Source organism: Nocardia sp. CA-135398, from assembly GCF_050955845.1.
GTDB lineage: Bacteria > Actinomycetota > Actinomycetes > Mycobacteriales > Mycobacteriaceae > Nocardia.
In genome coordinates this window covers 6,285,875-6,310,406 of the sequence record NZ_CP192084.1, presented here as the reverse complement: position 1 = coordinate 6,310,406, position 24,532 = coordinate 6,285,875, and the positions used below count along the sequence as shown (strand labels likewise).

Genomic DNA, 24,532 nt, shown 5'->3' with positions numbered 1-24,532 from the left:
GGTCACGAAAGAGGCTGGCGCCGTGAGTACTGTCATGGATATGGACGAGCGCTACAACCCGTTCACCGGCAAACGCATCGTGCCGGGGCTCGACGATCCGGTCCCGGCCGCCGCGGCGCTGGGACTGGAACCGCCGCGCTTCTGCGAGCAGTGCGGTCGCCGGATGATCGTGCAGGTCAGCCCGGACGGCTGGTGGGCGAAGTGCTCGCGGCACGGTGTGCTGGATTCGAAGAATCTGGAACACCGCTAGTGGTGGCCGAATACGGCGCCGTCGTCACCGTGCCGCCCGGAGCGGCCCGAATGGTGGGTGTGCGGCGTGAGCTGCGGGCGTCCGTGTTGATCGCGGTCGGGGTGGCGTTGCTCGGCGTGCTCGGTGGTGTGGTGTGGGCATTCGTCGCGCCCACCGAGCAGTATCTGGTGGTCAAGGCGCGTGCCGGTGCGGTACCGGCCAAGGGCGCGGCCCTGACCGGGGAGAGTGTGCACCAGTTCGACGCGCTGGCGATCTTCGTCTGCATCGGCGCGGTGCTGGGTGTGGTGACGGCGATCGGCGTATGGCGTTGGCGTCGCGTGCGCGGACCGCTGCTGCAGCTGGGCCTGCTGATCGGTTCCGGCGCAGGCGCTTACGTGATGTCGAAGGTCGGCGAGCAGATCATGCAGTGGCAGCATCCGATGCCGTACGACCCCGCGGTCGGACAGATCGTGCGGCTGCCGGTGGAGGTCGGCAGTTGGCTGGCGCTGATCGTGCAACCCCTGCTCGCCTCGCTCATCGTGCTGTTCCTCGCGGCACTCAGTCCGACAGAGGATCTCGGCACCGGCTTCAGCGGACCGTTCGGTGATGCGCGGCCATACTTCACTGCGGCAAGCGGATTCGCGGCCGTCGACAATGCCGATTCGCATCGTGGCGCTGCGAACGGCGGGCCGGTGCCCTACGGTGTGCCGTATGGCGGCTTCGGACCGCCCGGTTCGGATCGCGCGCGCTGACGTTATCCGAACCGTTGCCCGCGCGGCGGCACAGTCGTACCAGAACGGCCTAGAATTGTGGGACACGCTGTGCGTTCAGAGAGGAACGGATCGTGGCGTTCGTCGGTAGCGGACCAGTGGTCGAAGAACTCGATGCGAAATTCTGGCGGGTCGTCGAGCCGCTCGTCTATCACGGTGCCACACAGGAATTCGTCATCCCAGCGGGCTTTCGCACCGACTTCGCCTCGGTGCCACGGGCATTGGTCTGGCTGGTACCCCGCTACGGCGCCTACACCCGCGCCGCCATACTGCACGACTATCTACGGAGTTCACATGAGGTGAGCGCCGCCGACGCGGACGGCCTGTTCCGGCGCTGCCTGCACGAGTTCAATGTGTCGATACCGCGCCGGTGGATGATGTGGGCCGCAGTGCGTTTGGGCAGCGGACTGCGCGGGGCAACACTCGGCGATATCGCACGCTTTCTGCTCGTCGCGATCCCCTCGATTCTGTTCCTGGCGATCCCGGTCGCCGTGGTGCAGATATTCCTGTGGCTGTTCTGGATAGTCGAGTTGCTGTTCTGGGTGGTGGCGCGCGTCGGTCAGCGCACCGCTGCCCCGCCACCACAACCACAGATGAAGACCGCATGACCGTCCGGTCCGGAACGCACCTTCCGCAGTCCTACCTCGGTATTCGCGCGTCGTGATCCAGGTTCGCGTGCGCGACCCGTCCTGATCTCATTGCACGCCAGGGTATCGCTCCCGCTCTCGAAACATGCAGGGGGACAGATGGAATCGCGTCCGCGACCGTCGCCGAGAACCTTCCGAACCGCCGAGTGTATGAAAAATCAGTGGTGGCGGCGTTGGGGCCGCGGATACCGTTGGCGCACAAGGTCGAGCAATGGGAAGGAGGTGGCGATGAGCGAGGACGTGTTGATCAGGCATGGGCAGGGGGTGCTGGTTCCGGAGGCCGGGGAGCGGGCTGATCTGGTGGCTTGGCGGCGGCGCGATGCGTTGCGGCGGTCCAGTGCCGCGCAGCCGATTCCCAGTGCGCGGCGGTATCGGCGGAAGACGAAACATAAGGGGCGGGAGCGGGATTGAGGTCGCTCCGTAATCGACCCCGTTTTCGCGTGCGGTTGCATGTGAAGGCGGGGTCTTTGTTGTAGGCGGGGGACGAGCCGTTGTTTCTCTGGTCCAGTTCCGACGATGTGCTCAGTCGGCTCCCCGAGCACTCCGGGGCAGCACGTGAATGTGATGGCGAGCAAGCGGGTGCTGGCGCGCGGCCTGTCCGGCGCCTGGTCTTCCGGGCGTAACCGTCTGGTCGCATTCGGTGAGCAACCTGTCGGCGGCGAGGCCGGAAAGTGCTCTGCCACAGGTCTTTCACCGACTCACGGCACCGTGTGTCGGTCTGGTACGGAACGTCGAGCGGCCTGCTCCTTCCGGTCCGGATAACTCGTATACGACTGTGACCAGCCGTATTCGGCGACTCTGCCCAGCGCTCCGTACCGCTGCGCGCGATCGGTCCGTACCGTCCGAGTTGTTCGATTCGTTCGAACCGCGGAGCCGGATTTCGGTCTCGACTCCGCGAAGCACCGGAAGGATTCAGCGATTCGGAGGGGGAGAGCAATGTCCTGGAAATCGGTGTTCGGGAAATCGGCGGTGGCGGGTGCCGTACTGGCGATCGGAATGATTTCCGGCGCGGCACAGGCGACTGCCGAACAGCCGGGCCAGTTGCCGGTCACCCGGGTCGAGGCTGCGGCCGCGTTCCCGTGCATCTGGCCGGTGTGCGTTTTGAGCTCCGGGCACCTGGGTGTGCCCGGCGGGCTGTCCGAGTAGAAGGGGAGTGCCTCGGTCGATGATGACCGGGACACGCTCGGATGCCGTGGCCCCTACGGCAGTGGCCACGGCACAGTCCATTTCGGGCTCGGCGACCGGGTTTCGGTCACCGAACTAGGGGGCGATCGAGGGCAGGCGATCGCGGGGGTCAGGTGGGTGGGCGCAATGCGGCGAATTCGTCGGTGACCCGGAGTTCGGAATCGGTGAACCGATAGACCGCCGCGGGGCGTCCACCCGCCCGGCCGGGGGATGCGGTCGCGCCGGTCGGCGTGATCACCTTGCGGCGGGTGAGGACGCGCTGCAAGTTCGTCGTATCGACATCGTAACCAAGTGCAGCACAGTAGATTTCGCGCAGCGTTGACATGGTGAAGCGCTCCGGTGCCAGTGCGAAGGCGATATTGGTGTAGGACAGCTTCGCGGCGAGCCGGGTGCGCGCGTGTTCGACGACCGTGCCGTGATCGAACGACATGCGTGGCAGCTGGGAAACCGGATGCCAGGTGGTGTCCGAGGGCAGCTGCGGGTCCGCGGTGAGCGGGACCAGACCCAGATAGGCCGAGGCGATCCGGCGCGGCGCGGGCACCCGGTCCGGATTGCTGAATACCGACAGCTGCTCCAGATGCGCCAGCTCACGGACATCGACCTTCTCGGCGAGCTGGCGACGGGCCGAGACATTGAGGTCTTCGTCATCGCGCAACCGCCCGCCAGGTAGTGACCAGGTGCCCTTCTGCGGGTCGAGTGCGCGCTCCCACAGCAGCACAGCGAGTTCGGTCCGCTGACCGGGTGGGCATGGCCGAATCAGCTCATCTGTCATGCGAGCAGGGCTGCTACCTGCACTGATGTCCTCGAGGAAGCGCCGAACCTGGAACACCGCGGTGAGGGTTTCGTGGATGGTGCTACTATGGGCCACGTTTTCGATTATAAGTCGAAAACCTGGTTTGGTGCGAATCGGCTGGCATGTGAATACGCACAAGGGCCGAGCGCACGAGGAGAGGAGCCATCCATGGCGACCATGGGTGTGAAGCTGGCGCCCCCGCTGATGGGGCAGGTAGTCGACGGTCCGACCGGATTCTCCGGTGTCGAGGCCACACCGGAGTGGGCGGCCGAGGTCAAGCGCCTCGCCAGGGAGCGCAACGCGACGATTCTCGCGCACAACTACCAATTGCCCGCGATCCAGGACGTGGCCGACCACGTCGGTGACTCGCTGGCGCTGTCGCGCATCGCGGCCGAGGCCCCCGAGGAAACCATCGTCTTCTGCGGTGTGCACTTCATGGCCGAGACGGCCAAGATCCTCAGCCCCGAGAAGACCGTGCTCATTCCGGACCAGCGGGCGGGCTGTTCGCTGGCCGATTCCATCACCGCCGACGAATTGCGGGCCTGGAAGGCCGAATTCCCGAATGCGGTGGTCGTCTCGTACGTGAACACCACAGCCGCGGTGAAGGCGCTCACCGATATCTGCTGCACATCCTCGAACGCCGTCGATGTGGTCGCCTCCATCGATCCCGACCGCGAGGTACTGTTCCTGCCGGATCAGTTCCTCGGCGCGCACGTCAAGCGGGTCACCGGCCGCGCGAATATGCACATCTGGGCGGGCGAATGCCATGTGCACGCCGGGATCAACGGCGACGAACTGACCGAACAGGCCCGCACCCACCCGGATGCCGAACTCTTCGTGCACCCCGAATGCGGTTGCGCCACTTCGGCTTTGTACCTCGCGGGTGAGGGCTCGTTCCCGGCCGACCGGGTGCACATTCTGTCGACCGGCGGGATGATCGATGCCGCCAAGGCCGCGAAGTCGAATCAGGTCCTGGTCGCCACCGAGGTCGGCATGCTGCACCAGCTGCGCAAGGCCGCCCCCGGCATCGACTTCCAAGCCGTGAACGATCGTGCGTCCTGCAAGTACATGAAGATGATCACCCCGGCGGCGCTGCTGCGCTCGCTGGTGGAGAACACCGATGAGGTGCACGTCGACCTGGAAACCGCCGCGCTGGCCCGCAATTCGGTGCAGCGCATGATCGAAATCGGCAATCCGGGCGGTGGCGAATGAACGGCCGCGATCGGAGCGCGACATGCGCGCTCGTCCGGAGTGGCGGTGCGGAATGAGCGCCGGGGTGGTCGGTAGCGATCCCGCTGCCGACCAGGTCGAGAAGGGCGGGGAGGCATGAGTTCCGCGCCGCGGATCGACTGGGAAGCCGCGGCCGATCTGGTCGTGATCGGCGGCGGTGTCGCCGGATTGACCGCGGCACGGACGGCGTCGCTGCGCGGTCTGCGGGTGCTCATTCTCAGCAAGGGCGGCCCGACGGATACCGCGACCCAGTACGCCCAGGGCGGTATCGCCGTTGTCGCGCCGCATGAGGATTCGGTGGAATCGCATGTGCTCGACACGGTCGAGGCCGGTGCCGGACTGTGTGACGAGGCCGCGGTGCGGTCGATCGTCGAGGGCGGTCAGGCCGCCGTCGCCGCGCTGACCGATCTGGGCGCGGTCTTCGATCTCGCTCGGGACGGTCAGATCTCACGCACCCGTGAGGGCGGGCACAGTACGCGGCGGATCATCCACGCCGGAGGTGACGCCACCGGTGCCGAGGTGCAGCGCGCGCTGAATGCGGCCGGACTGCCGATCCTGTTCGGTGCCGCGGCACTGGAAGTCGTTACCGGGCGGACCGGCGTGCAGGGCGTGATCGCGGTGTCGGAGAACGGGTTCGGGGTCGTGCACGCACCGGCGGTGCTGCTGGCCACGGGCGGGCTCGGACAGCTGTACGCGCTGAGCACGAATCCGCCGGGTGCGACCGCGGACGGCATCGCGCTTGCGCTGTGGGCCGGTGCCACGGTGGCCGATCTCGAATTCGTGCAGTTCCATCCGACCGTGCTCTACACCCCTGGTGGACTCGGCAGGCGCCCGTTGATCAGCGAGGCCGTCCGCGGCGAGGGCGCGATACTGGTCGATTCCGAAGGGAATTCGGTCACCGCCGGGGTGCACCCGCGTGGTGATCTGGCACCGCGCGATGTGGTGTCGCGTGCGATCGCCGCACGGATGCGTGCTCTCGGCACCGATCACGTCTATCTCGATGCCCGCGCGATCGACAGCTTCCCAAGGCGGTTTCCGACGATCACCGCATCCTGCCTGGCCGCCGGGATCGACCCGCGTACCGACCTCATTCCGGTCGCACCCGCCGCGCACTATCAATGCGGCGGGGTCGTGACCGACACCCATGGCCGGACCGCGGTTCCCGGTCTATACGCCGCGGGCGAAGTGGCGCGGACCGGCCTGCACGGCGCCAACCGGCTGGCCTCCAACAGTCTGCTCGAGGGATTGGTCGTCGGTGAGCGGGCCGGGATAGCCGCTGCCGAACGTCTCGACGAGGAAGCGCACGTCACGGACGTGTCCTTCCATACCATTCCGCGCGCGGCCCGCGCCTTGGTGCAGCAGTCGATGACACTGCACGCCTCGGTGGTTCGCGATGCCGCCGGATTGGCGGAGGCGGCCGTGCGGTTGCGTGATGGCGTGTCGCACAGTGCGGCAAGTCGATTGCGCGCCGAGCGGAGCAGCGCCGACCAGCGATTCGCGGGTGCGGCGCTCGAGCTCTCGGCGCTCGACAACAGCGGAGCGGTGAACGCCGGTGCGGCGGTGCACGACACCGCGGACCTCAACGCCGCGGCCGCGGCACAACGCATCACCGCATTCGAGGACGCCGCCCTCACCCTCACCGGCCAGGTCCTGCTGCTCTCCGCGGCAGCCCGCACCGAAAGCCGCGGCTCGCACACCCGCTCGGACCACCCGACCCCCGACGACCGCCAACGCCGCAGTCGCGCAGTGCGTCTGGGACCTGAAGGTCATCCCGTCCCCGCCCCCGACGGTCTCGACCTCACCAGCTGGACCCAGGACGCCATTCCCAGCGCCTCATGATCGCGGCAATACCCGAGAACAGCGAATGCGCGCGATGCGGGCAGTAGGACAAGGAGTGCACTGATGGGACTGGATACCGGCCTGGATCGTGACGAGGTGCTGGCCCTCATCCGCACCGCGCTGGATGAGGATCTGCGCTACGGCCCCGATATCACTACGGCGGCAACGGTTCCCGCCGACGCGGTGGTGAAGGCGTCGGTGGTTTCGCGCCGGCCGGGCACGGTGGCCGGGCTCGATGTCGGGCTGCTCGTGCTCGACGAGGTGATCGGTGCGGGCAATTACGAAATCACCGATCGGGTCGCCGATGGCACCCGCGTCGAGCCGGGTCGGTCCGTGCTCGGGCTCGTCGCGCCGACTCGCGGCCTGCTCACCGCCGAACGCACCATGCTCAACCTGGTCTGCCACCTGTCCGGCATCGCGACCGCGACCGCCGCGTGGGTCGACGAGGTCGCTGGCACCAACTGTCGCATCCGCGACAGCCGCAAAACCCTGCCCGGCCTGCGTTCCCTGCAGAAGTACGCGGTGCGCGTCGGCGGTGGCGTAAACCACCGCATGGGCCTCGGCGACGCCGCCCTGATCAAGGACAACCATGTGGTAGCCGCCGGTTCGGTGGTAGCCGCCCTGCGCGCTGTCCGCGACTCGGCCCCCGATATCGCCTGCGAGGTCGAAGTGGACAGTCTCGAACAACTCGATGCCGTCCTGGCCGAAAACGTCGAACTTGTGCTACTCGACAACTTTCCGCTGTGGCAAACCCAAGCCGCCGTCCAACACCGCAACGCCCAAGCCCCGGACACCAAGCTCGAATCCTCCGGCGGTCTGACCCTCGCCGACGCCGCCGACTACGCCCGTACCGGTGTCGACTACCTGGCCGTAGGTGCCCTGACCCACTCCGTACATGTCCTCGACCTCGGCCTGGACATGTAGTAGTCAGGCGGTGAGTTCGCGTTCCAACGGTGTGCGGAATCGTGGGATGGCGCGAACTTCGCCGTACCAGGTGGCGATGCGCTCGGCTTCGGCTTCGATGCGCGATTCGGCTTCGGAGCCGATGTCTTCCAGTAGGCGGTAGACGATTTCGCCATCCTTGCGTTGGGCCCAGCCGCCGACTATGCGGCCGTTGCACCAGATGGTCGGGCCGACGTTTCCGTTGCGGTCGAAGAGGATCGGGGCGTGTGGGCCGAGGTACCAGTCGCGGGACTGCCAGCCCATGGGGGTGGGGTCGAGTGCGGGGAGCAGTGCGGCCCAGGGTTCGGGCTCGGGGGTCGGCTCTTGGTCGTCGGCGAGTAATAGCCCGGTGGTGCCGTCGAGATCGACCTCCACCACATCGAGTTGGGCCAGGCCCGTCCGAACCTCCGCAAGTGTCCAGCCGGTCCACCACTTGATATCGGTGACGGGCGCGGGGCCGAAGGCGTAGAGCCACTGCCGGACGAGTTCGGCCCTGGCCGCATCGGCCGACATGGTCGCAACGCCTTGCGGCAGCCAGGTTTCGATCGGCGACCAGGTGTATTGGCTGCTCGTCCAGCCGCCGTTCGGGCGCCCGCGCACGATGCGGCCCTCGACACCGAGGATCACGAGCACCCAGGTGGTAATGCTGGTCGGACGCGAATACGCCTTGTCCGGAGCGGGATTCACCTGCGTGCGCAGCCGAGGCACGTCCTTGCTCAACTGTGCGCCGGTCGCGGCCCCGCGCGCCAGAAGTGCCTTGTGCGTTTCGACTTCGACGTCGGCGAGCCAGGCGCGCACATCCCCGTCGACAACTCCGGCCTGCTCGATGAACCTGCCGTAGGTGCGACGTTGCTTGTCCGCCAACGCATCCGCGCACGACGCCTGCAATACCGGCAGCAATTCGACCGGTGCGACGAACATCGTGCGCCGCATCGCCAGCAAGCGCAGCAGTGTCCGATCGTCGTACAGCGCCTTCTCGACATGGGCGGGCTCGGCGGTCACACTGCGAGCGCCCACCGACAGGTACACCGTTGCCGGATCGGTCGCATGCAGGACAACCAGGGATCGGACGATCTCGGCAATGTCATCGGTGCGACAAGCTGGCGTGAGCCGATGTCGTCGCGCGAGCCGAGCCCGCCGTTCCGCCGCATCAATCGAACGCATATGCGAATAGTAGCGGTCGGAAGCTCCGCCGAATTACCTCGGCTGCCAGGCGCGCACCAGATCGAGCAGGCCCGGGAAACGCGCGTCGAGATCCTCGATTCGCACCCGGCTGCGGCGCTCCAATCCGTACTGCCGCTGACGGGTGACACCGGCCTCGCGCAGCACCCGGAAATGGTGCGTCAGTGTCGATTTCGGCCGATCGATCTCGAACCAGCCGCAGGAGCGATCGGTCTCGGGGGATTCGAGCAGCAGTTTACGCACCATGCTCAGCCGCAGCGGATCGCTGAGCACGCCGAGCACATCCTCGAGCCGCAGTTCGGCACGCGTCGGCTCGGGCAGCGTGGTCGCGACGGTCTCGGTCGACGGCATCGGCTCTCCTGTGCATCGGCGAATCCTTAGTTCGACTTCTATCGTACTAGATGTTAAGTTCGACTCCCGTCGTACCAGTACGAGAAATATCGAACCATGGAGGTTGGGATGACGACCCTCGCGGCGAAACCGGAAATCGAGGTGCGGCGCAACGGCGCCGTCTGGCTGGCGGCATGGCCCGTGCTCGCGGTGTTCGTGCTCTCGAATGCGCCGACCCCGCTCTATGTCGTGTGGCAGCACCGGCTCGGCTTCTCCTCCGGCACGTTGACCGCCGTATTCGCCTGCTACATCGTCGGTCTGCTCGGTGCGCTGCTGGTCGCGGGAGTTGTCTCGGACCGGATCGGCCGCAAGCCCGTACTGTTGCCCGCGGTAATTCTGGCGATGCTCGCGTGCGTACTGTTCGCCACCGCGAATTCGGTCGCGATGCTGGCGATCGCGCGTCTGCTCACCGGAATAGCGGTCGGCGCGGCCGTCTCGGCGGGGATGGCGGCCGTCACCGATATCGGCGGCCTGGAGCGCAAACGCCTTGCCGCCCTTGCGGCCTCATCGGCCATGGTGCTCGGCGCCGGCTTCGGTCCGTTGCTGGCCGGTCTGCTGTCGCAGCTCGTGCCCGGCCCGACCATCACCATCTTCGTGGTCGAAATGGTGTTGCTTGCTTCGGCTTTCGCGGTCATCGCGCGGCTCGATCTGCCATCCGGAACTCGCGGACGCGGCCCATGGATCCGCATCCCCTCGGTCGCATCCGGCGGACGCACCGCCGTGCTGCTCGGCATCGCGGTGTTCGCGCCGGGTATCACCGCGACATCATTCGTGCTCTCGCTCGGCCCCTCACTCCTGTCGAATCTGTTGGGCGCCACCAACCGAGTACTCGCGGGCGGCTTGGCCTTCGTCATGTTCCTCGGCGCCACCGGCATCCAATTCGCGGTGCGGCGGCTGCGCCTGCGCACGATCCTGCTCGGCGGCACCGCCGCCACCCTGCTCAGCATGATCACCCTGGTCGCGGCGCTCCGGTTGACATCGATGGCGTTCTTCGCCGCCGCCGCGATCCTCGCGGGCATCGGCCAGGGTATGGGCCAGTTCGGTGGTCTCACGGCCATCAGTGCGAGCGTGCCCGCTGGTCGGCTCGCCGAGGCCAATGCCGCCCAGAATGTCGGCGGTTATCTGCCTGCCGCGGTGCTACCGCTCTCGGCCGGATTCCTCAGCGACGCAATCGGTTTGCCCGCGGGCACGACGACCTTCGCGGGCATTGTCGGTGCCGCGGCGGTACTCGGCGCGGTATTCGTCGCGACTCGCCCCCGCACCGCGACCGGACAGCGATAGCCGCATGTCATCATTCCAGCATGAGACACCTCCTGCTGACGCTCGGCTGCGCGCTGTTCGCCGCGGTGTCGACGACAAGCCTTGTCGCACCGTCGGTTTCGGCCGAACCCGAATGCGCGGTCCAAGTCGACGTGCGCCCGGTGACCCTCACGGTGGACGGTGAGGACGCCACCGGCCGGGTCTACGAGCCGTATCGCTGTGCGGCGGGTGATCTGACGCCGCGCGATCTGGTCGTCGCGGTCCACGGCCACGACGGCACCTCCGCCGATTACGCCGGATATCTGACCTCGATCGCCCGCCGCACCGCGACCCCGATCCTGTCCATGGACGCCCGCAGCGCGACAAGCGTCTGGCGCACCGGCGACTGGAATCTGTGGGAGGGTTGGCGCGATATCGTCACCGCCACCCAGTGGTACAAGAACGAGCACCCGACGATCGGCCGCACGGTGCTGTGGGGCTGGAGTCAGGGCGGCACCATGAGCGGACTCGCGGTGGCGCACGGTCCACAGGGACTCTTCGACTACTGGGTCGACAATTACGGCCCGGCGGACGATTTCACCATGTGGATCGCCTCGGCGGGCGTCGATCCGGCCCTGCCCGCCCAGATCGAACGCGATGCGGGCGGCTGCGCCCCGACGGTGTGCCCGCAGGCCTATGCCGAACGTTCGCCCGTTCTACTTGCCGCACGAATGAGCATGAAACGCGCCTTCCTCATCCACGGCACCGGTGACGATGTGGTGCCGTACCCGGCGACCCTGGAAATGCGCGCCGGACTACTCGCCGCGGGCAAGCCCACCTCGATGTACACGATCGTCACCGGTCGCGATCTCAACGGCACCGTGGTCCCCGGCGATCACAGCGTCGGTCCCGCGTACTTCGAGGGCGGCTGTGTCGTCGAGCGCCTGCTGCTCGGTACCGAACCCGTCGACGGAGCCGATCGCGACTATCTGGTCGACGTCGCCCACGACATCGTGACCGCTCCCGCGGCACCGCCGAACACCAAATGCGCCGCGTAGGGAACACCTGTCGGCGCGGTGTGGTTCATTCGGGCAGAACCGGATACAAGGAGAGGTGCAATGAAGCCGAATGACCCCGCGTACCACTGGAACGGCGCGGAATTGGACCTCGACGCGTACCTGACTCGCATCGGCTACACCGGCGACCGCACCCCGACGCTGGCCACCCTGCGCGCCCTGGTCCACGCGCACACCACCACGATCCCGTTCGAGAACCTGGAATCCATTCTCGGTCGCCCCGTCCCGCTGGATCTGGAATCGTTGCAGGACAAGATGATCCGGAACCGACGCGGCGGCTACTGCTACGAGAACGTCGGCCTGTTCGCCGCCGCGCTGGAACGGCTGGGCTTCGGCGTGACCGGTCTCAGCGGCCGGGTCACCATGGGCGCATCCGACGGTCTGCGCCCGGCCACGCACGCCCTGCTGCGTGTCACCACCGGCGATGACGATCGCGTCTGGATCTGCGATGTCGGCTTCGGCTCCGGACCGCTCGCGCCCTATGAACTGGTCGAAGGCGGCGAATTCGCGCTCGGCGACTGGCGCTTCCGCCTCGAACACACCACCGGCGAACTCGACAGCGACCTGTGGGTGCTGCACCAATTCGGCCGCGACGGCTGGATCGACCGCTACACCTTCACGCTGAACCCGCAGTACCGGACCGATTTCGCGGTCGGCAACCACTTCGTCTCCACCTCGCCGCGCTCACCGTTCACGACCCGGCCGTTCGTGCAGCGCTTCCTCCCGGACGTCCACCACGTACTGGACAACCTCACCCTCATCACCGAATATCCGAACGGCTCCAGCGAAACCCGCGAACTCGAACTCGCCGAACTTCCGAAAATCCTCACCGAGGTCTTCGATATCGCCCTGTCCGAACCCGACGCCACCGTCCTCGCCCAGGGGCCCTGGCTCACCTGAAAATCCGCTCCGTGCGGGCTACCCAGGCTCGTCGCCGTCCGGCACTAGAGTCGGCCGGGTGCGTGCTTACCGGAATCTTCTCGTTCTGTTCGCAGCCTCCGCCCTGGCCCTGAGTGGTTGCAGCTCAGGGCCGGACCAACCCGACAGTGTCGCCGGGCAGTTCGCCGATGCGCTCAGCCGCGACGATATCGCCGCGGCCGCCGCACTCACCGACGATCCTGCCAAGGCGTCGGATGCGCTGGGCAAGCTATACGACGGGCTCGGCAAGGATGTGAAATTCGAGGTCCGCAGCGCGGAGAAGAACTCCTTCACCCTCGCTGCCACCTGGAAGTTCGGCAAGAACGAGTGGAGCTACACGACCAACGGTTCCGCCAGTGATTCCGGCGACGGCTGGAAGATCAAATGGGATCCCAATGCCATCGCGCCCGGTCTCGCCCTCGGTCCGCTGAGCTACGCCACCACCTATCCGAAGCCCGCGCGCGTTCTGGAGGCATCGGGCGGTGAGTTGATGACCGAGCAGGTGGTCACCCTGGTGAACGTCGCGCCGGGCGCCGACACAACCGCGCTCGCGGCGGTACTCGCTCCCGTCGCCGCCGACATCACCGCGCAGTCATTGCAATCGGATCTGGCTGCGGCACAGGGCAAGTCGATCACCGCGGTCACGCTGCGCGATGCCGATATCGCCCCGATCCAGACCGCGCTCGCCGCGATTCCAGGCGTCACCCTCGCGCCGCAGACCCGCCTGCTCGCCACCGATAAATCCCTCGCGTCACCGGTGCTGTCCGGCCTCGCCGACCTCTGGCAGCGCTCCGCCGACGCGGCGGCAGGCTGGGCGGTGCGGGCACAGACCGCCGACGGCACCGAACGCGTCGCCGGACCGGATCCGAAACCCACCGCGGATATCGTCACCACACTCGACACCGATCTGCTGCGCTACGCGGAGAGCGCGTTGACGCCGATCACCCAGCCCGCCGCGATCGTCGCACTGCAACCCTCCACCGGAAAGGTGCTCGCCGTCGCGCAGAACGCGGCCGCCGACGCCCAGGGACCGATCGCGCTCACCGGTCTGTATCCGCCGGGTTCGACCTTCAAGACCGTCACGGTCTCGGCCGCACTGCAATCCGGTGCGGTGACACCCGACACCGTGCTGCCGTGCCCGGCCACCGCGAATATCGAGGGCCGCCGTATCCCCAACGACAACAACTTCGACCTCGGCACTGTGCCGCTGCACACCGCCTTCGCCCAGTCCTGCAACACCACCATGGGGCAACTCGCGGTGAACCTCGCACCGAACGGCCTTACCGACGCCGCGGCACAACTGGGCCTCGGCATCGACTTCGTCACACCCGGTCTGACCACCGTCACCGGCAAAGTGCCGACCGCGGACACTCCCGCGCAGCGCGTGGAGTCCGGCATCGGTCAGGGAAAGGTGACCGCATCGCCGTTCGGCATGGCGCTGGTCGCCGCATCCATCGCGCGCGGATCGATGCCGCTGCCGATGGTCGTCGACGGGCAGCCCGGCGTGGCCGATCACACCCCGGCGCCACTGCCGTCGACCACCGATGAGCAGCTGAAAACCATGATGCGCGAAACCATTACCGGCGGCACCGCCACCGCCCTGCGCGATATTCCCGGCCTGATCGGCAAGACCGGCACCGCCGAGTACATCGATGACAAGCACGCGCACGGCTGGTTCGTCGGCATAGACGGTGACCTGGCCTTCGCCGTATTCGTCAGCGATGCGAACAGCTCGGGTCCGGCCGTGGAGGCCGCAGGCCGTATGCTGCGTGCACGGCATTGAGCAATACTGTCGAATCGGCACTGCGTTAGCATTCGGCGCCTTGTGGGCGGCGAATATACCCCCGCAGCCGCGTGCCGAGGATTGCGCCCCGCTACACTCGTCGGCGGAACGCGTTGATGGTCAATACGCGTGATGTCACGATTTCGAGAAGGTTCGGAGTAGGCGCCATCGATACCGGTCAATTGATCGCGGAGCACTACCGCCTGGTCGAGCGGATTGGTAGCGGCGGCACAGGTGTTGTTTGGCGTGCCGTCGACGAACGCCTGCAACGCTCGGTCGCGGTGAAGCAGATCCACATCAAGCCCAGCCTGCCCGAAGCCGAGCGCGACGTGGTGCGTCAGCGTGCGTTCCGCGAGGCCCGCAATGCGGCGCGCTTCCAGCATCCGAATGCCATCGTCGTCTTCGACATCACCGAGCACAACGGCGATCCGTGCCTGGTGATGGAGTATCTGAAGTCGAAGAGTCTGGCCGGCGTGATCTCCGCGCAGGGCATGCTGCCGCTGACCCAGGTCGCGCGGATCGGCGAGCAGGTCGCCTCGGCGCTCATCGCCGCGCATCACGCCGGAATCGTGCACCGCGATGTCAAACCGGGCAATATCCTGCTCGACGACACCGGCACGGTGAAGATCACCGACTTCGGCATCTCCCGCGCCACCGGTGACGTCACCCTCACCGAGACCGGCCTGATCTGCGGTACCGCCGCCTATCTCGCCCCGGAGGTGGCCCGCGGCGCCGACCCGACGCCCGCCGCCGATGTATTCGCCTTGGGTGCAACGCTTTTCCACGCACTCGAGGGCGAGCCGCCGTACGGTTCCAGCGCCAACCCGCTCGCCGTGCTCTACGCCGCGGCGAACGGCCAGGTGAGCGAACCGCGGCATGCGGGCCCGGCGACCGACTTCCTGCTGGATCTGCTCAGCCCGGATCCCACGGAACGGCCGACGATGCGCGCGGCCCGCGAACATCTTTCCGCGCTCGCCGATTCCGGTTCCGCACCGGTGCACGCCGGATTCGTACCCGCCAGTGAGGCTTTCGGTCGGCACGGCGAATCCGCCACCCGCGCGCTTCGCCCGTCCGCGAATCCGACGCCGGAGCACCAGCCGACCGCTCGGCAGCCACGTCCGGCGCCGCCATCGCGAAATTCCGCCCGTCCCAACAACTCCGGTGCGTCGCATCCGAGCACTGCCGCGCATCCGCGGACCGCGACGCAGCCGCGTCCGGCGCCGCGCAAGTCCGGTGGCAAGCGCAAGGCCGTACTGGTCGGTGCGACCATCGGTGCGGTGGTTGCCGTCGTAGCCATCCTGATCGGTGCGCTGAATCAGTCGGGCACCAATACGCCGTCGGTGCAAGCGAGTCCGCCTTCGTCATCCGTGTCCAAAGGCACCAGTTCCACCGCCGCCGCGGGGGCCCCGGGGCAGACGAAGAGCGTCGGCCAGGCAGACTCACGGCAATCCATCGATCAAGTAGTGGACTTCTACAACAACCTCATCTATCTGAGGTTCGCGGCCGCGTGGAAACAGTTGACGCCCGCTGCCCAGCGGGTCTACGGCGGTCAGTCGGCCTTCCAGGATTACTGGACGCAGAATCGGGTCACGGGCTTCAACACTGTTGATGCGGCCGGTGGTGGTACGGGCGCCAACTCAGACGGTTCGGTGGACGTCAATGTGGCCAGCGTGACCTATGCGAGCCAGAACAGGTCGGTGACGCTGCGGTTGATCAACCCCGGCAGCGGGACCCCGCTCATCGACAGCGATACCCGCAGCGGCGACGCTCGCTGAAACGAGTTGTCCCGCAGCGGGATCCCGCCTAACGAGATCCGGAACGCACTGACGTCCGCGCCCACGTCGCCAGCAACTGCAATGCGGTCGCGCTCGGCGAATCCGGTTCGGTGGTGTGCATGATCAGCGCCTGATCCGGATCGTCGGGCAGACGCAGGGTTTCGAAGCCCAGCTCGAGTCGGCCGACAACCGGGTGCAGATAGCTGTACCGCCCGTGCGTCTTGTCCTTGAGTTCGTGACGCTGCCACATGATGGCGAAGTCGGCGGAGTTCGCGCTCAATTCCTCGATGAGCGAAGCGATTCCGGCATCGCCGGGATTGCGCGCCATATCCAGGCGCAGATAAGCCACGACATCGGCGGCCTTGGCCGCCCAGTCCTCGTACAGTTCGCGCATCCCCTCGTCGAGGAAGACCAGTCGCGCGAGATTGCGTTCGCGCGGCGGCAGGGCGGCGAAATCGGTAATGAGCGCGGCGGCAAGGGAATTCCAGGCGAGCACATTGGTGCCACGGCCCACGATGTAGGCGGGCACATCGGCGGCGGTGTCGAGCAGTCTGCGCAGTCCGGGGCGGACTTCCTGTTCGGCCGGTGGCTCCTCGCCGGACCACGGCCGCGCCAGTCGATATAGATGCTCGCGTTCCACCGGATCAAGTCGCAGCGCCTGCGCGACGGCATCCAGCACCGACTCCGAAAAGTGCAGGGTGCGGCCCTGTTCCAGACGCACATAGTGATCGACACTGACCCCGGCCACCATGGCCAATTCCTCGCGGCGCAGACCTGGCACCCGGCGGCGGCTGCCGTAATCGGGCAGGCCGACCTGCTCCGGGCTCAGCCGCGCCCGTCGGGAACGCAGGAATTCGCCGAGTTCGGCACGTCGATCCAGACTCACGTCGTCCAGTATCCAGGTGGTTGCCGGACCGCATCCTGGTCATGCCGTGCCCAGGCTCGCGCGGCGCTGTTTGTCGCCGCTGTCCGCGCCGAAAGTAGTAATCACCGCCGGAACGGTTCCGGCGGTGAACGGAGACAGACACAATGAGCAACACCCGCCCCCTCGGCGACACCGGCATGGACATCACCCCGCTCGGCTTCGGCACCTGGGTCTTCGGCGGATCCGGTTGGGAGTACTCGTGGGGCGCCATCGATGACGCCGATTCGATCGCCGCGATTCGGCACGCGGTGCACGCCGGAATCAACTGGATCGATACCGCGGCCGCCTACGGCGTCGGCCACGCGGAGGATGTGGTCGGCCGCGCGCTCGCCGACATCCCGGAAGCCGAGCGACCCTATCTCGTCACTAAAACCGGCCTGATCTGGGAAGAAGGCGACGACCGTTCCGGCCCGCCGCGCCGGATCATGCGGCCCGATGTGGTGCGCAAGGAAATCGAGGATTCACTGCGTCGGCTGCGGACCGACCACATCGATCTGTATTTGGTGCACTGGCCGGATACCGGCGCGGTCTTCGTCTACGGCGCCGAGGGCGAGGCCAACGACCAGGCGACTCCGCTCGAGGAGTACTGGCAGGTCATGGCGGATCTGAAGAAGGAGGGCAAGGTCCGCGCGATCGGCCTGTCCAACCACGACGCGGCCCAACTCGAGGTCGCCGAATCCATCGCCCATGTCGATGCGATCCAGCCGCCGTTCTCGGCGATCAACCGCTCGGCCGCGGCCGATATCGCCTGGGCACACGAGAACGGCACCGGCGTCATCGTCTACTCACCACTGCAATCGGGCCTGCTGACCGGCACATTCACCGAGGAACGCCTGCGCAATCTGCCCGATGAGGACTGGCGCGGTTCGCATCCGGACTTCACCACCGGCCTGTCCGCCAAGCTCGCCCTCGTCGACGCCATCCGCCCGATCGCGGCCCACCATGGCGTGACCGTCGCCGAGGTGGCTCTGGCCTGGGCGACCGCATGGCCCGGCATCACCGGCGCGATCGTCGGCGCACGTAACGCCGCTCAGATCGACGGCTGGCTCGGTGCCCGTGACCTGACGCTGACCGCCGACGACCTGGCCGCGATCGAGACCGCCATCACCACGACCGGGGCGGGCACCGGTCCCGCCCGCGCCTAATTTCCGAGGAACCACCATGACACTGCATGTCGTCGCCGAATTCCGCGCGAACTCGGGCTCCGAAGACCGCCTGCGCACGGCACTCGAAGCAATGATCGAACCGTCTCTCGCCGAGCCCGGCTGCCTGAACTACCACCCGTATACCGATCCCAACGATCCTGCCCACATGGTCCTCGTGGAGGAGTGGACCAGCCTCGAAGCCCTCGATGAGCACTTCACGACGACGCACTTCTTCCATGTGCGTGACGTACTCGACCTGATCCTCGCCGAACCGATGATCATCAAGCGTCTCGTCTCGGCCTGACATCCGCCGCGCCCCGGTCGCTATCCAGACCGGGGCAGGCGGCCGTACTTCGCGACACATCCGGCGACCGCAGCGGATAACGGGTGGCACCGGACCGATAGGCTGGTAACTGGAGCGGAGCGGAAAATACCGACCGCTCGGCGTCGGCCACGGCGTCCGAGAATCAGGACAGACAGGATCGCAGACCTCATGACATCCCGCCTCGAGCTCGCCCGCGTTGATCTGCGCGGCCGTACTCCCTCCGCTGCCGAGCTGCGCACCGCGCTGCCGCGCGGGGGAGTCGACGTGGACTCGGTGCTGCATCAGGTGCGACCGGTAGTGGAGGCGATCCGGGACCGCGGCGTCGCGGCGGCGCTGGAGTTCAGTGAGCAGTTCGACGGCGTCATTCCGGCGAGCGTGCGGGTACCAGCGGCCGAACTCGATGCCGCGTTGGAGAAGTTGGATCCGGCCGTACGCACCGCGCTCGAGGTCGCGATCGAACGGACCCGCAAGGTGCACACCGACCAGCGCCGCACCGACACCACCACCGAGGTCGTGCCCGGTGGCACGGTCACCGAACGGTGGGTACCGGTCGAGCGGGTCGGGCTCTACGTGCCCGGCGGCAATGCCGTCTACCCGTCGAGCGTCGTAATGAATGTGGTGCCCGCACAGGCGGCGGGAGTCGACTCGCTGGTGGTGGCCTCGCCGCCACAGGCACAGTTCGGCGGGCTGCCGCACCCGACCATCCTGGCGGCCGCGAAGCTGCTCGGCGTCGAGGAAGTATGGGCCGTCGGCGGTGCGCAGGGCGTCGCGCTGCTGTCCTACGGCGGTATCGACACCGATGGTGCGCAGCTCGAGCCGGTCGACCTGATCACCGGTCCCGGCAATATCTTCGTGACCGCCGCCAAGCGCCTGTGCCGCGGCCTGGTCGGCATCGATGCCGAGGCGGGCCCCACCGAGATCGCGATCCTGGCCGATGCCACCGCCGACCCGGGCCACGTCGCCGCCGATCTGATCAGCCAGGCCGAACACGATGTGCTCGCCGCCAGCGTGCTCGTCACCGACAGCGTCGAACTCGCCGATGCGGTGGACGCCGCGCTCACCACCCAGATGACCGTGGTCAAGCACGCGCACCGGGTGCGAGAGGCATTGTCCGGCAAGCAATCCGGCACCGTGCTCGTCGACGATATCGAGCAGGGCCTGCGGGTGGTCAATGCCTACGCCGCCGAACACCTGGAGATCCAGACCGCCGATGCGCCGGGCGTCGCGGCCCGAGTGCGCAGCGCCGGGGCGATCTTCGTCGGTGCCTACGCCCCGGTCAGCCTCGGCGACTACTGCGCGGGGTCCAATCACGTACTCCCGACGGCGGGCTGCGCGCGGCACTCCTCGGGGCTGAGCGTGCAGACCTTCCTGCGCGGCATCCACGTCGTCGAATACACCGAGGCCGCACTCAAAGACGTCGCCGGGCACGTGGTCGCCTTGGCCAATGCCGAGGACCTGCCCGCACACGGCCAAGCCGTACAAGCGCGATTCGAGGCATTGGCATGACCCCCGAGATCACCGTGCCCGGCTCCGACATCAGCCTGGACGACCTACCGTTGCGCGAGAATCTGCGTGGCAAGAAGCCTTACGGCGCACCGCAATTGACGGTGCCGGTGCAGCTGAACACCAATGAGAACCCGCACCCGCCGAGCCGGGCCCTCATCGACGACGTCGCCGAATCCATTCGCTCCGCCGCCACCGACCTGCACCGCTACCCGGACCGCGATGCCGTCGCGCTGCGCACCGACCTGGCCGAATACCTGACCCGCCAGACCGGTGTCGCGGTGCACACTGCCAATGTCTGGGCGGCCAACGGCTCCAACGAAATCCTGCAGCAATTGCTACAGGCCTTCGGCGGACCCGGCCGCAGCGCACTGGGTTTCGTGCCGTCCTACTCGATGCACCCGATCATCTCCGAGGGCATCGATACCGAATGGGTCGAGGCGAAACGCAATGCCGACTTCTCCCTCGATATCGACTACGCGCTCACCGTCATCGCCGAGCGCCGGCCCGATGTGGTCTTCGTGACCAGCCCCAATAACCCGACCGGACACAGCATTCCGCAGGCCGACCTGGCCCGGATCCTGGCGGCGGCACCGGGCATTGTGGTTGTCGACGAGGCATACGGCGAATTCTCCGCCGAGCCGAGCGCGATCGCCCTCATCGACCGGTATCCGACGAAACTCGTGGTCAGTCGCACCATGAGCAAGGCATTCGCCTTCGCGGGCGGCCGCCTCGGCTACCTGGTCGCCGCCCCCGCGGTGATCGACGCGATGCTGCTGGTGCGACTGCCGTATCACCTGTCGGTCGTCACCCAGGCCGCCGCCCGCGCGGCCCTGCGCCACGCCGATGAAACCCTCGCCAGCGTCGCCGAACTGGCGGCACAGCGCGACCGGGTCGCGCAAGCGCTGGCCGCCATGGGTTTCGCGGTGATCCCCAGCGACGCCAACTTCCTGCTCTTCGGTCATTTCACCGACGCCTCCCGCGCCTGGCAGCACTATCTGGACCGCGGCGTGCTGATCCGCGATGTCGGAATTCCGGGATACCTGCGCGCCACCATCGGCCTGGCCGCCGAGAACGACGAATTCCTGCGCGTCAGCGGCACATTGGCCGAAACCGACCTCACCATCCGATGAATCCGCCTGTGGAGGAAGCAAAGATGAATCGCACCGCGCGGGTGGAGCGCGTCACCAAGGAATCGAATATCGTCGTCGAACTGGACCTCGATGGCACCGGCAAGACCGATATAGCCACCGGTGTTCCGTTCTACGACCACATGCTGACCGCGCTCGGCGCACACGCCAGCTTCGATCTGACGGTGCGCGCCGAGGGGGATATCGAGATCGAGGCGCACCACACCGTCGAGGACACCGCCATCGTCTTCGGCCAGGCACTGGGTAAGGCACTGGGCGATAAGTCCGGCATCCGCCGTTTCGGCGATGCGTTCATTCCGATGGACGAGACCATGGCGCACGCGGCAGTGGACGTTTCCGGTCGCCCGTACTGCGTGCACACCGGCGAACCCGATCACCTGCTGCACGCGGTGATTCCCGGTTCCGGACCCGGCGCGCCCTATTCCACCGTGCTCAACCGGCACGTTTTCGAGTCGATCGCGCTGAACGCCCGCATCGCCCTGCACGTGCGCGTGCTGTACGGCCGCGACCAGCACCACATCACCGAGGCCGAATTCAAGGCGGTCGCGCGGGCCTTGCGCGCCGCGGTCGAACTCGACCCGCGGGTGAGCGGTGTGCCGTCGACGAAGGGGACGCTGTGACAACCAAATCCGTCGCCCTACTCGACTACGGCTCCGGCAATCTGCACTCCGCGCACCGCGCGCTGATCCGCGCGGGTGCGAATGTCGAGGTGACCGCCGATGCCGATATCGCACTGGCCGCCGATGGACTCGTCGTCCCCGGCGTCGGTGCGTTCGCCGCGTGCATGGCCGGGCTGCGCGAGGTGAGAGGTGAGCGCATCATCGGTCAGCGGCTGGCCGGTAGTCGTCCGGTGCTCGGTATCTGCGTCGGAATGCAGATCCTGTTCGAGCGTGGGGTGGAATTCGGGGTGGAAACCGAAGGATGCGCGGAATGGCCTGGCGTGGTCGAGCGCCTGTCCGCCCCTGTACTCCCGCACATGGGCTGGAATACGGTGTCGGCTCCTACCGACAGTGTCCTGTTCGCCGGAATGGCGAGCGATACCCGTTTCTATTTCGTGCACTCCTATGCCGCACAGACCTGGGATCTGCCACCGAGTGAACACTTCGCGGCGCCGAAGCTCACCTGGGCCGAACACGGCGTCCCATTCCTGGCGGCCGTCGAGAACGGTCCGCTGTCGGCAACGCAGTTTCATCCCGAAAAGTCCGGTGATGCGGGGGCCCAGCTGCTCCGCAATTGGGTGAACTCGCTGTAAACACCCGCTGGCCAGGCGATTTGACATCGTGCACGGCGGTAAGTAACTTTGTCCAAGTCAGAGCGACACGGACACCGACCCGGAGCCCAAAGCGCAGCGGAAACGTTGAGCACAGCGGCCTGGGAAACGAGGTAGGACGAGGAGCGCCTGACGATCACACTGGTTCGGAAGGTTCCTGATTTTGTGTCGGGAGTCGGCTGGGCTAAGCTTCACCAAGTTGCCTCACTGAAGCCCGGATTTACGCCGGAGTGAATGTGTGTGCGTGTGTTCTTTGAGAACTCAATAGTGTGTCGATGAATGTCAGTGCCAATAGTTTTATTGGTTCCGGCCCTTTCATACCCCCGTGTGATTGGGTTGGACATTTAGTCAGCAAATATTTTTTGTTGGCGTTTGATTTTGCCAAGGTTTTCGGACTCTGGTTAATTCTTCTGATTGCATCCTTTTTTGGAGGGTGTGGTTGAGAGTCTTCAACGGAGAGTTTGATCCTGGCTCAGGACGAACGCTGGCGGCGTGCTTAACACATGCAAGTCGAGCGGTAAGGCCCTTCGGGGTACACGAGCGGCGAACGGGTGAGTAACACGTGGGTGATCTGCCTCGTACTTCGGGATAAGCCTGGGAAACTGGGTCTAATACCGGATATGACCTCAGGATGCATGTCTTGTGGTGGAAAGATTTATCGGTGCGAGATGGGCCCGCGGCCTATCAGCTTGTTGGTGGGGTAATGGCCTACCAAGGCGACGACGGGTAGCCGACCTGAGAGGGTGACCGGCCACACTGGGACTGAGACACGGCCCAGACTCCTACGGGAGGCAGCAGTGGGGAATATTGCACAATGGGCGGAAGCCTGATGCAGCGACGCCGCGTGAGGGATGACGGCCTTCGGGTTGTAAACCTCTTTCGACAGGGACGAAGCGTGAGTGACGGTACCTGTAGAAGAAGCACCGGCCAACTACGTGCCAGCAGCCGCGGTAATACGTAGGGTGCGAGCGTTGTCCGGAATTACTGGGCGTAAAGAGCTTGTAGGCGGTTCGTCGCGTCGTTCGTGAAAACCTACCGCTCAACGGTGGGCTTGCGGTCGATACGGGCGGACTAGAGTACTTCAGGGGAGACTGGAATTCCTGGTGTAGCGGTGAAATGCGCAGATATCAGGAGGAACACCGGTGGCGAAGGCGGGTCTCTGGGAAGTAACTGACGCTGAGAAGCGAAAGCGTGGGTAGCGAACAGGATTAGATACCCTGGTAGTCCACGCCGTAAACGGTGGGTACTAGGTGTGGGTTTCCTTCCACGGGATCCGTGCCGTAGCTAACGCATTAAGTACCCCGCCTGGGGAGTACGGCCGCAAGGCTAAAACTCAAAGGAATTGACGGGGGCCCGCACAAGCGGCGGAGCATGTGGATTAATTCGATGCAACGCGAAGAACCTTACCTGGGTTTGACATACACCAGAAACACCTAGAGATAGGTGCCCCCTTGTGGTTGGTGTACAGGTGGTGCATGGCTGTCGTCAGCTCGTGTCGTGAGATGTTGGGTTAAGTCCCGCAACGAGCGCAACCCTTATCTTATGTTGCCAGCGCGTTATGGCGGGGACTCGTGAGAGACTGCCGGGGTCAACTCGGAGGAAGGTGGGGACGACGTCAAGTCATCATGCCCCTTATGTCCAGGGCTTCACACATGCTACAATGGCCGGTACAGAGGGCTGCGATACCGTGAGGTGGAGCGAATCCCTTAAAGCCGGTCTCAGTTCGGATCGGGGTCTGCAACTCGACCCCGTGAAGTTGGAGTCGCTAGTAATCGCAGATCAGCAACGCTGCGGTGAATACGTTCCCGGGCCTTGTACACACCGCCCGTCACGTCATGAAAGTCGGTAACACCCGAAGCCGGTGGCCTAACCCCTTGTGGGAGGGAGCCGTCGAAGGTGGGATTGGCGATTGGGACGAAGTCGTAACAAGGTAGCCGTACCGGAAGGTGCGGCTGGATCACCTCCTTTCTAAGGAGCACTTCTACGTAACTCTTCGAAGAGTCGAATGATGTTGCGTCAGAGACCGTTTAGTTCTCACATGTGGAACTGCGGACGCTCATGGGTGGAACACTGACAAGCTCTTCTCATTCACAACAGTCCTGTGTGGTTGTTGGAGCAGATATATCGGCACACTGTTGGGTCCTGAGAGAACACGCGAGTGTTTCTTTCGGAGCAAAATAACGATCTGTTCGGGTTCCCGGTCATACCGGCTTCA

The 24,532-nt window shown here is 66.0% G+C and carries 23 protein-coding genes and 1 rRNA gene; 20 read left to right on the top strand and 4 right to left on the bottom strand.

Annotation, left to right across the window (positions count from 1 at the left end):
- Positions 1 to 34: 34 nt before the first annotated feature.
- From ACQP1T_RS27935 to ACQP1T_RS27915, 5 genes are all read left to right on the top strand, one after another.
- Positions 35 to 250, top strand: a complete 216-nt coding sequence (locus ACQP1T_RS27935) for a hypothetical protein (protein ID WP_174415049.1) — start codon at positions 35 to 37, stop codon at positions 248 to 250.
- A 2-nt stretch (positions 251 to 252) separates the two neighbouring features.
- A complete protein-coding gene (locus tag ACQP1T_RS27930) occupies positions 253 to 981 on the top strand; it encodes a DUF2567 domain-containing protein (RefSeq protein ID WP_433756021.1) in 729 nt (242 codons plus the stop codon).
- Between the two features lie 92 nt (positions 982 to 1,073).
- Positions 1,074 to 1,607, top strand: coding sequence for a DUF1353 domain-containing protein (locus tag ACQP1T_RS27925; protein ID WP_433756020.1), 534 nt, complete (start codon positions 1,074 to 1,076; stop codon positions 1,605 to 1,607).
- 267 nt (positions 1,608 to 1,874) lie between these two features.
- Positions 1,875 to 2,057, top strand: coding sequence for a hypothetical protein (locus ACQP1T_RS27920; RefSeq protein ID WP_433756019.1), 183 nt, complete (start codon positions 1,875 to 1,877; stop codon positions 2,055 to 2,057).
- Between the two features lie 525 nt (positions 2,058 to 2,582).
- The gene (locus ACQP1T_RS27915) at positions 2,583 to 2,792 is read left to right on the top strand and encodes a hypothetical protein (protein ID WP_433756018.1); all 210 of its coding nucleotides are present in this window, start codon (positions 2,583 to 2,585) and stop codon (positions 2,790 to 2,792) included.
- A 148-nt stretch (positions 2,793 to 2,940) separates the two neighbouring features.
- Here the strand turns inward: ACQP1T_RS27915 and ACQP1T_RS27910 are convergent, their stop codons facing one another.
- Positions 2,941 to 3,699 (bottom strand): NUDIX hydrolase, encoded by a 759-nt coding sequence (locus ACQP1T_RS27910; protein ID WP_433756017.1) that lies wholly within the window; start codon positions 3,697 to 3,699, stop codon positions 2,941 to 2,943.
- A 93-nt stretch (positions 3,700 to 3,792) separates the two neighbouring features.
- Between ACQP1T_RS27910 and nadA the strand changes: the two genes are divergently transcribed.
- From nadA to nadC, 3 genes are all read left to right on the top strand, one after another.
- Complete coding sequence (nadA, locus tag ACQP1T_RS27905) at positions 3,793 to 4,836, top strand: quinolinate synthase NadA (RefSeq protein WP_433756016.1); 1,044 nt, start codon at positions 3,793 to 3,795, stop codon at positions 4,834 to 4,836.
- 114 nt (positions 4,837 to 4,950) lie between these two features.
- Entirely contained in the window at positions 4,951 to 6,693 is a 1,743-nt protein-coding gene (locus tag ACQP1T_RS27900; protein ID WP_433756015.1) for an L-aspartate oxidase, read from the top strand.
- A gap of 63 nt (positions 6,694 to 6,756) precedes the next feature.
- The gene (gene nadC / locus ACQP1T_RS27895) at positions 6,757 to 7,617 is read left to right on the top strand and encodes a carboxylating nicotinate-nucleotide diphosphorylase (RefSeq protein WP_433756014.1); all 861 of its coding nucleotides are present in this window, start codon (positions 6,757 to 6,759) and stop codon (positions 7,615 to 7,617) included.
- Between the two features lie 3 nt (positions 7,618 to 7,620).
- On the opposite strand, the gene ACQP1T_RS27890 is transcribed toward nadC, so the two are convergent.
- Together ACQP1T_RS27890 and ACQP1T_RS27885 are read right to left on the bottom strand one after the other, a co-directional pair.
- Positions 7,621 to 8,799, bottom strand: a complete 1,179-nt coding sequence (locus ACQP1T_RS27890) for a winged helix DNA-binding domain-containing protein (RefSeq protein WP_433756013.1) — start codon at positions 8,797 to 8,799, stop codon at positions 7,621 to 7,623.
- 33 nt (positions 8,800 to 8,832) lie between these two features.
- Positions 8,833 to 9,168 (bottom strand): ArsR/SmtB family transcription factor, encoded by a 336-nt coding sequence (locus ACQP1T_RS27885; RefSeq protein ID WP_433756012.1) that lies wholly within the window; start codon positions 9,166 to 9,168, stop codon positions 8,833 to 8,835.
- Between the two features lie 108 nt (positions 9,169 to 9,276).
- Here ACQP1T_RS27885 and ACQP1T_RS27880 point away from each other — a divergent pair, with 108 nt between their 5' ends.
- The 5 genes from ACQP1T_RS27880 (at position 9,277) to ACQP1T_RS27860 (ending at position 15,998) form a co-directional block, all read left to right on the top strand.
- Positions 9,277 to 10,488 carry an MFS transporter gene (locus ACQP1T_RS27880; protein ID WP_433756011.1) on the top strand — a complete coding sequence of 404 codons (1,212 nt, stop codon included), beginning with the start codon at positions 9,277 to 9,279 and terminating at the stop codon, positions 10,486 to 10,488.
- A 20-nt stretch (positions 10,489 to 10,508) separates the two neighbouring features.
- Entirely contained in the window at positions 10,509 to 11,504 is a 996-nt protein-coding gene (locus tag ACQP1T_RS27875) for an alpha/beta hydrolase family protein (RefSeq protein WP_433756010.1), read from the top strand.
- A gap of 60 nt (positions 11,505 to 11,564) precedes the next feature.
- Complete coding sequence (locus ACQP1T_RS27870) at positions 11,565 to 12,422, top strand: arylamine N-acetyltransferase family protein (RefSeq protein ID WP_433756009.1); 858 nt, start codon at positions 11,565 to 11,567, stop codon at positions 12,420 to 12,422.
- A 58-nt stretch (positions 12,423 to 12,480) separates the two neighbouring features.
- The gene (locus ACQP1T_RS27865) at positions 12,481 to 14,223 is read left to right on the top strand and encodes a penicillin-binding transpeptidase domain-containing protein (protein ID WP_433756008.1); all 1,743 of its coding nucleotides are present in this window, start codon (positions 12,481 to 12,483) and stop codon (positions 14,221 to 14,223) included.
- Positions 14,224 to 14,339: 116 nt separating this feature from the next.
- Positions 14,340 to 15,998 carry a protein kinase domain-containing protein gene (locus ACQP1T_RS27860; RefSeq protein WP_433756007.1) on the top strand — a complete coding sequence of 553 codons (1,659 nt, stop codon included), beginning with the start codon at positions 14,340 to 14,342 and terminating at the stop codon, positions 15,996 to 15,998.
- Between the two features lie 28 nt (positions 15,999 to 16,026).
- On the opposite strand, the gene ACQP1T_RS27855 is transcribed toward ACQP1T_RS27860, so the two are convergent.
- Positions 16,027 to 16,884, bottom strand: coding sequence for a helix-turn-helix transcriptional regulator (locus ACQP1T_RS27855; protein WP_433756006.1), 858 nt, complete (start codon positions 16,882 to 16,884; stop codon positions 16,027 to 16,029).
- A 143-nt stretch (positions 16,885 to 17,027) separates the two neighbouring features.
- On the opposite strand from ACQP1T_RS27855, the gene ACQP1T_RS27850 reads away from it, so the two are divergent.
- The 7 genes from ACQP1T_RS27850 to ACQP1T_RS27820 all read left to right on the top strand — a co-directional run bounded on the left by ACQP1T_RS27850 (position 17,028) and on the right by ACQP1T_RS27820 (position 24,285).
- Positions 17,028 to 18,068, top strand: a complete 1,041-nt coding sequence (locus tag ACQP1T_RS27850) for an aldo/keto reductase (RefSeq protein WP_433756005.1) — start codon at positions 17,028 to 17,030, stop codon at positions 18,066 to 18,068.
- A gap of 16 nt (positions 18,069 to 18,084) precedes the next feature.
- Positions 18,085 to 18,372, top strand: coding sequence for a putative quinol monooxygenase (locus tag ACQP1T_RS27845; RefSeq protein ID WP_433756004.1), 288 nt, complete (start codon positions 18,085 to 18,087; stop codon positions 18,370 to 18,372).
- 189 nt (positions 18,373 to 18,561) lie between these two features.
- Positions 18,562 to 19,899 (top strand): histidinol dehydrogenase, encoded by a 1,338-nt coding sequence (hisD, locus tag ACQP1T_RS27840; protein WP_433756003.1) that lies wholly within the window; start codon positions 18,562 to 18,564, stop codon positions 19,897 to 19,899.
- Positions 19,896 to 21,029 carry a histidinol-phosphate transaminase gene (locus tag ACQP1T_RS27835; RefSeq protein WP_433756002.1) on the top strand — a complete coding sequence of 378 codons (1,134 nt, stop codon included), beginning with the start codon at positions 19,896 to 19,898 and terminating at the stop codon, positions 21,027 to 21,029. The genes hisD and ACQP1T_RS27835 overlap by 4 nt, the downstream gene beginning before the upstream one ends.
- 23 nt (positions 21,030 to 21,052) lie before the next feature.
- On the top strand, positions 21,053 to 21,667 hold the full coding sequence (gene hisB, locus ACQP1T_RS27830) for an imidazoleglycerol-phosphate dehydratase HisB (protein WP_433193344.1): 615 nt from the start codon (positions 21,053 to 21,055) through the stop codon (positions 21,665 to 21,667).
- Positions 21,664 to 22,299 (top strand): imidazole glycerol phosphate synthase subunit HisH, encoded by a 636-nt coding sequence (hisH, locus tag ACQP1T_RS27825; RefSeq protein ID WP_433756001.1) that lies wholly within the window; start codon positions 21,664 to 21,666, stop codon positions 22,297 to 22,299. The genes hisB and hisH overlap by 4 nt, the downstream gene beginning before the upstream one ends.
- A gap of 467 nt (positions 22,300 to 22,766) precedes the next feature.
- Positions 22,767 to 24,285, top strand: a 16S ribosomal RNA gene (locus ACQP1T_RS27820).
- Positions 24,286 to 24,532: the final 247 nt, after the last annotated feature.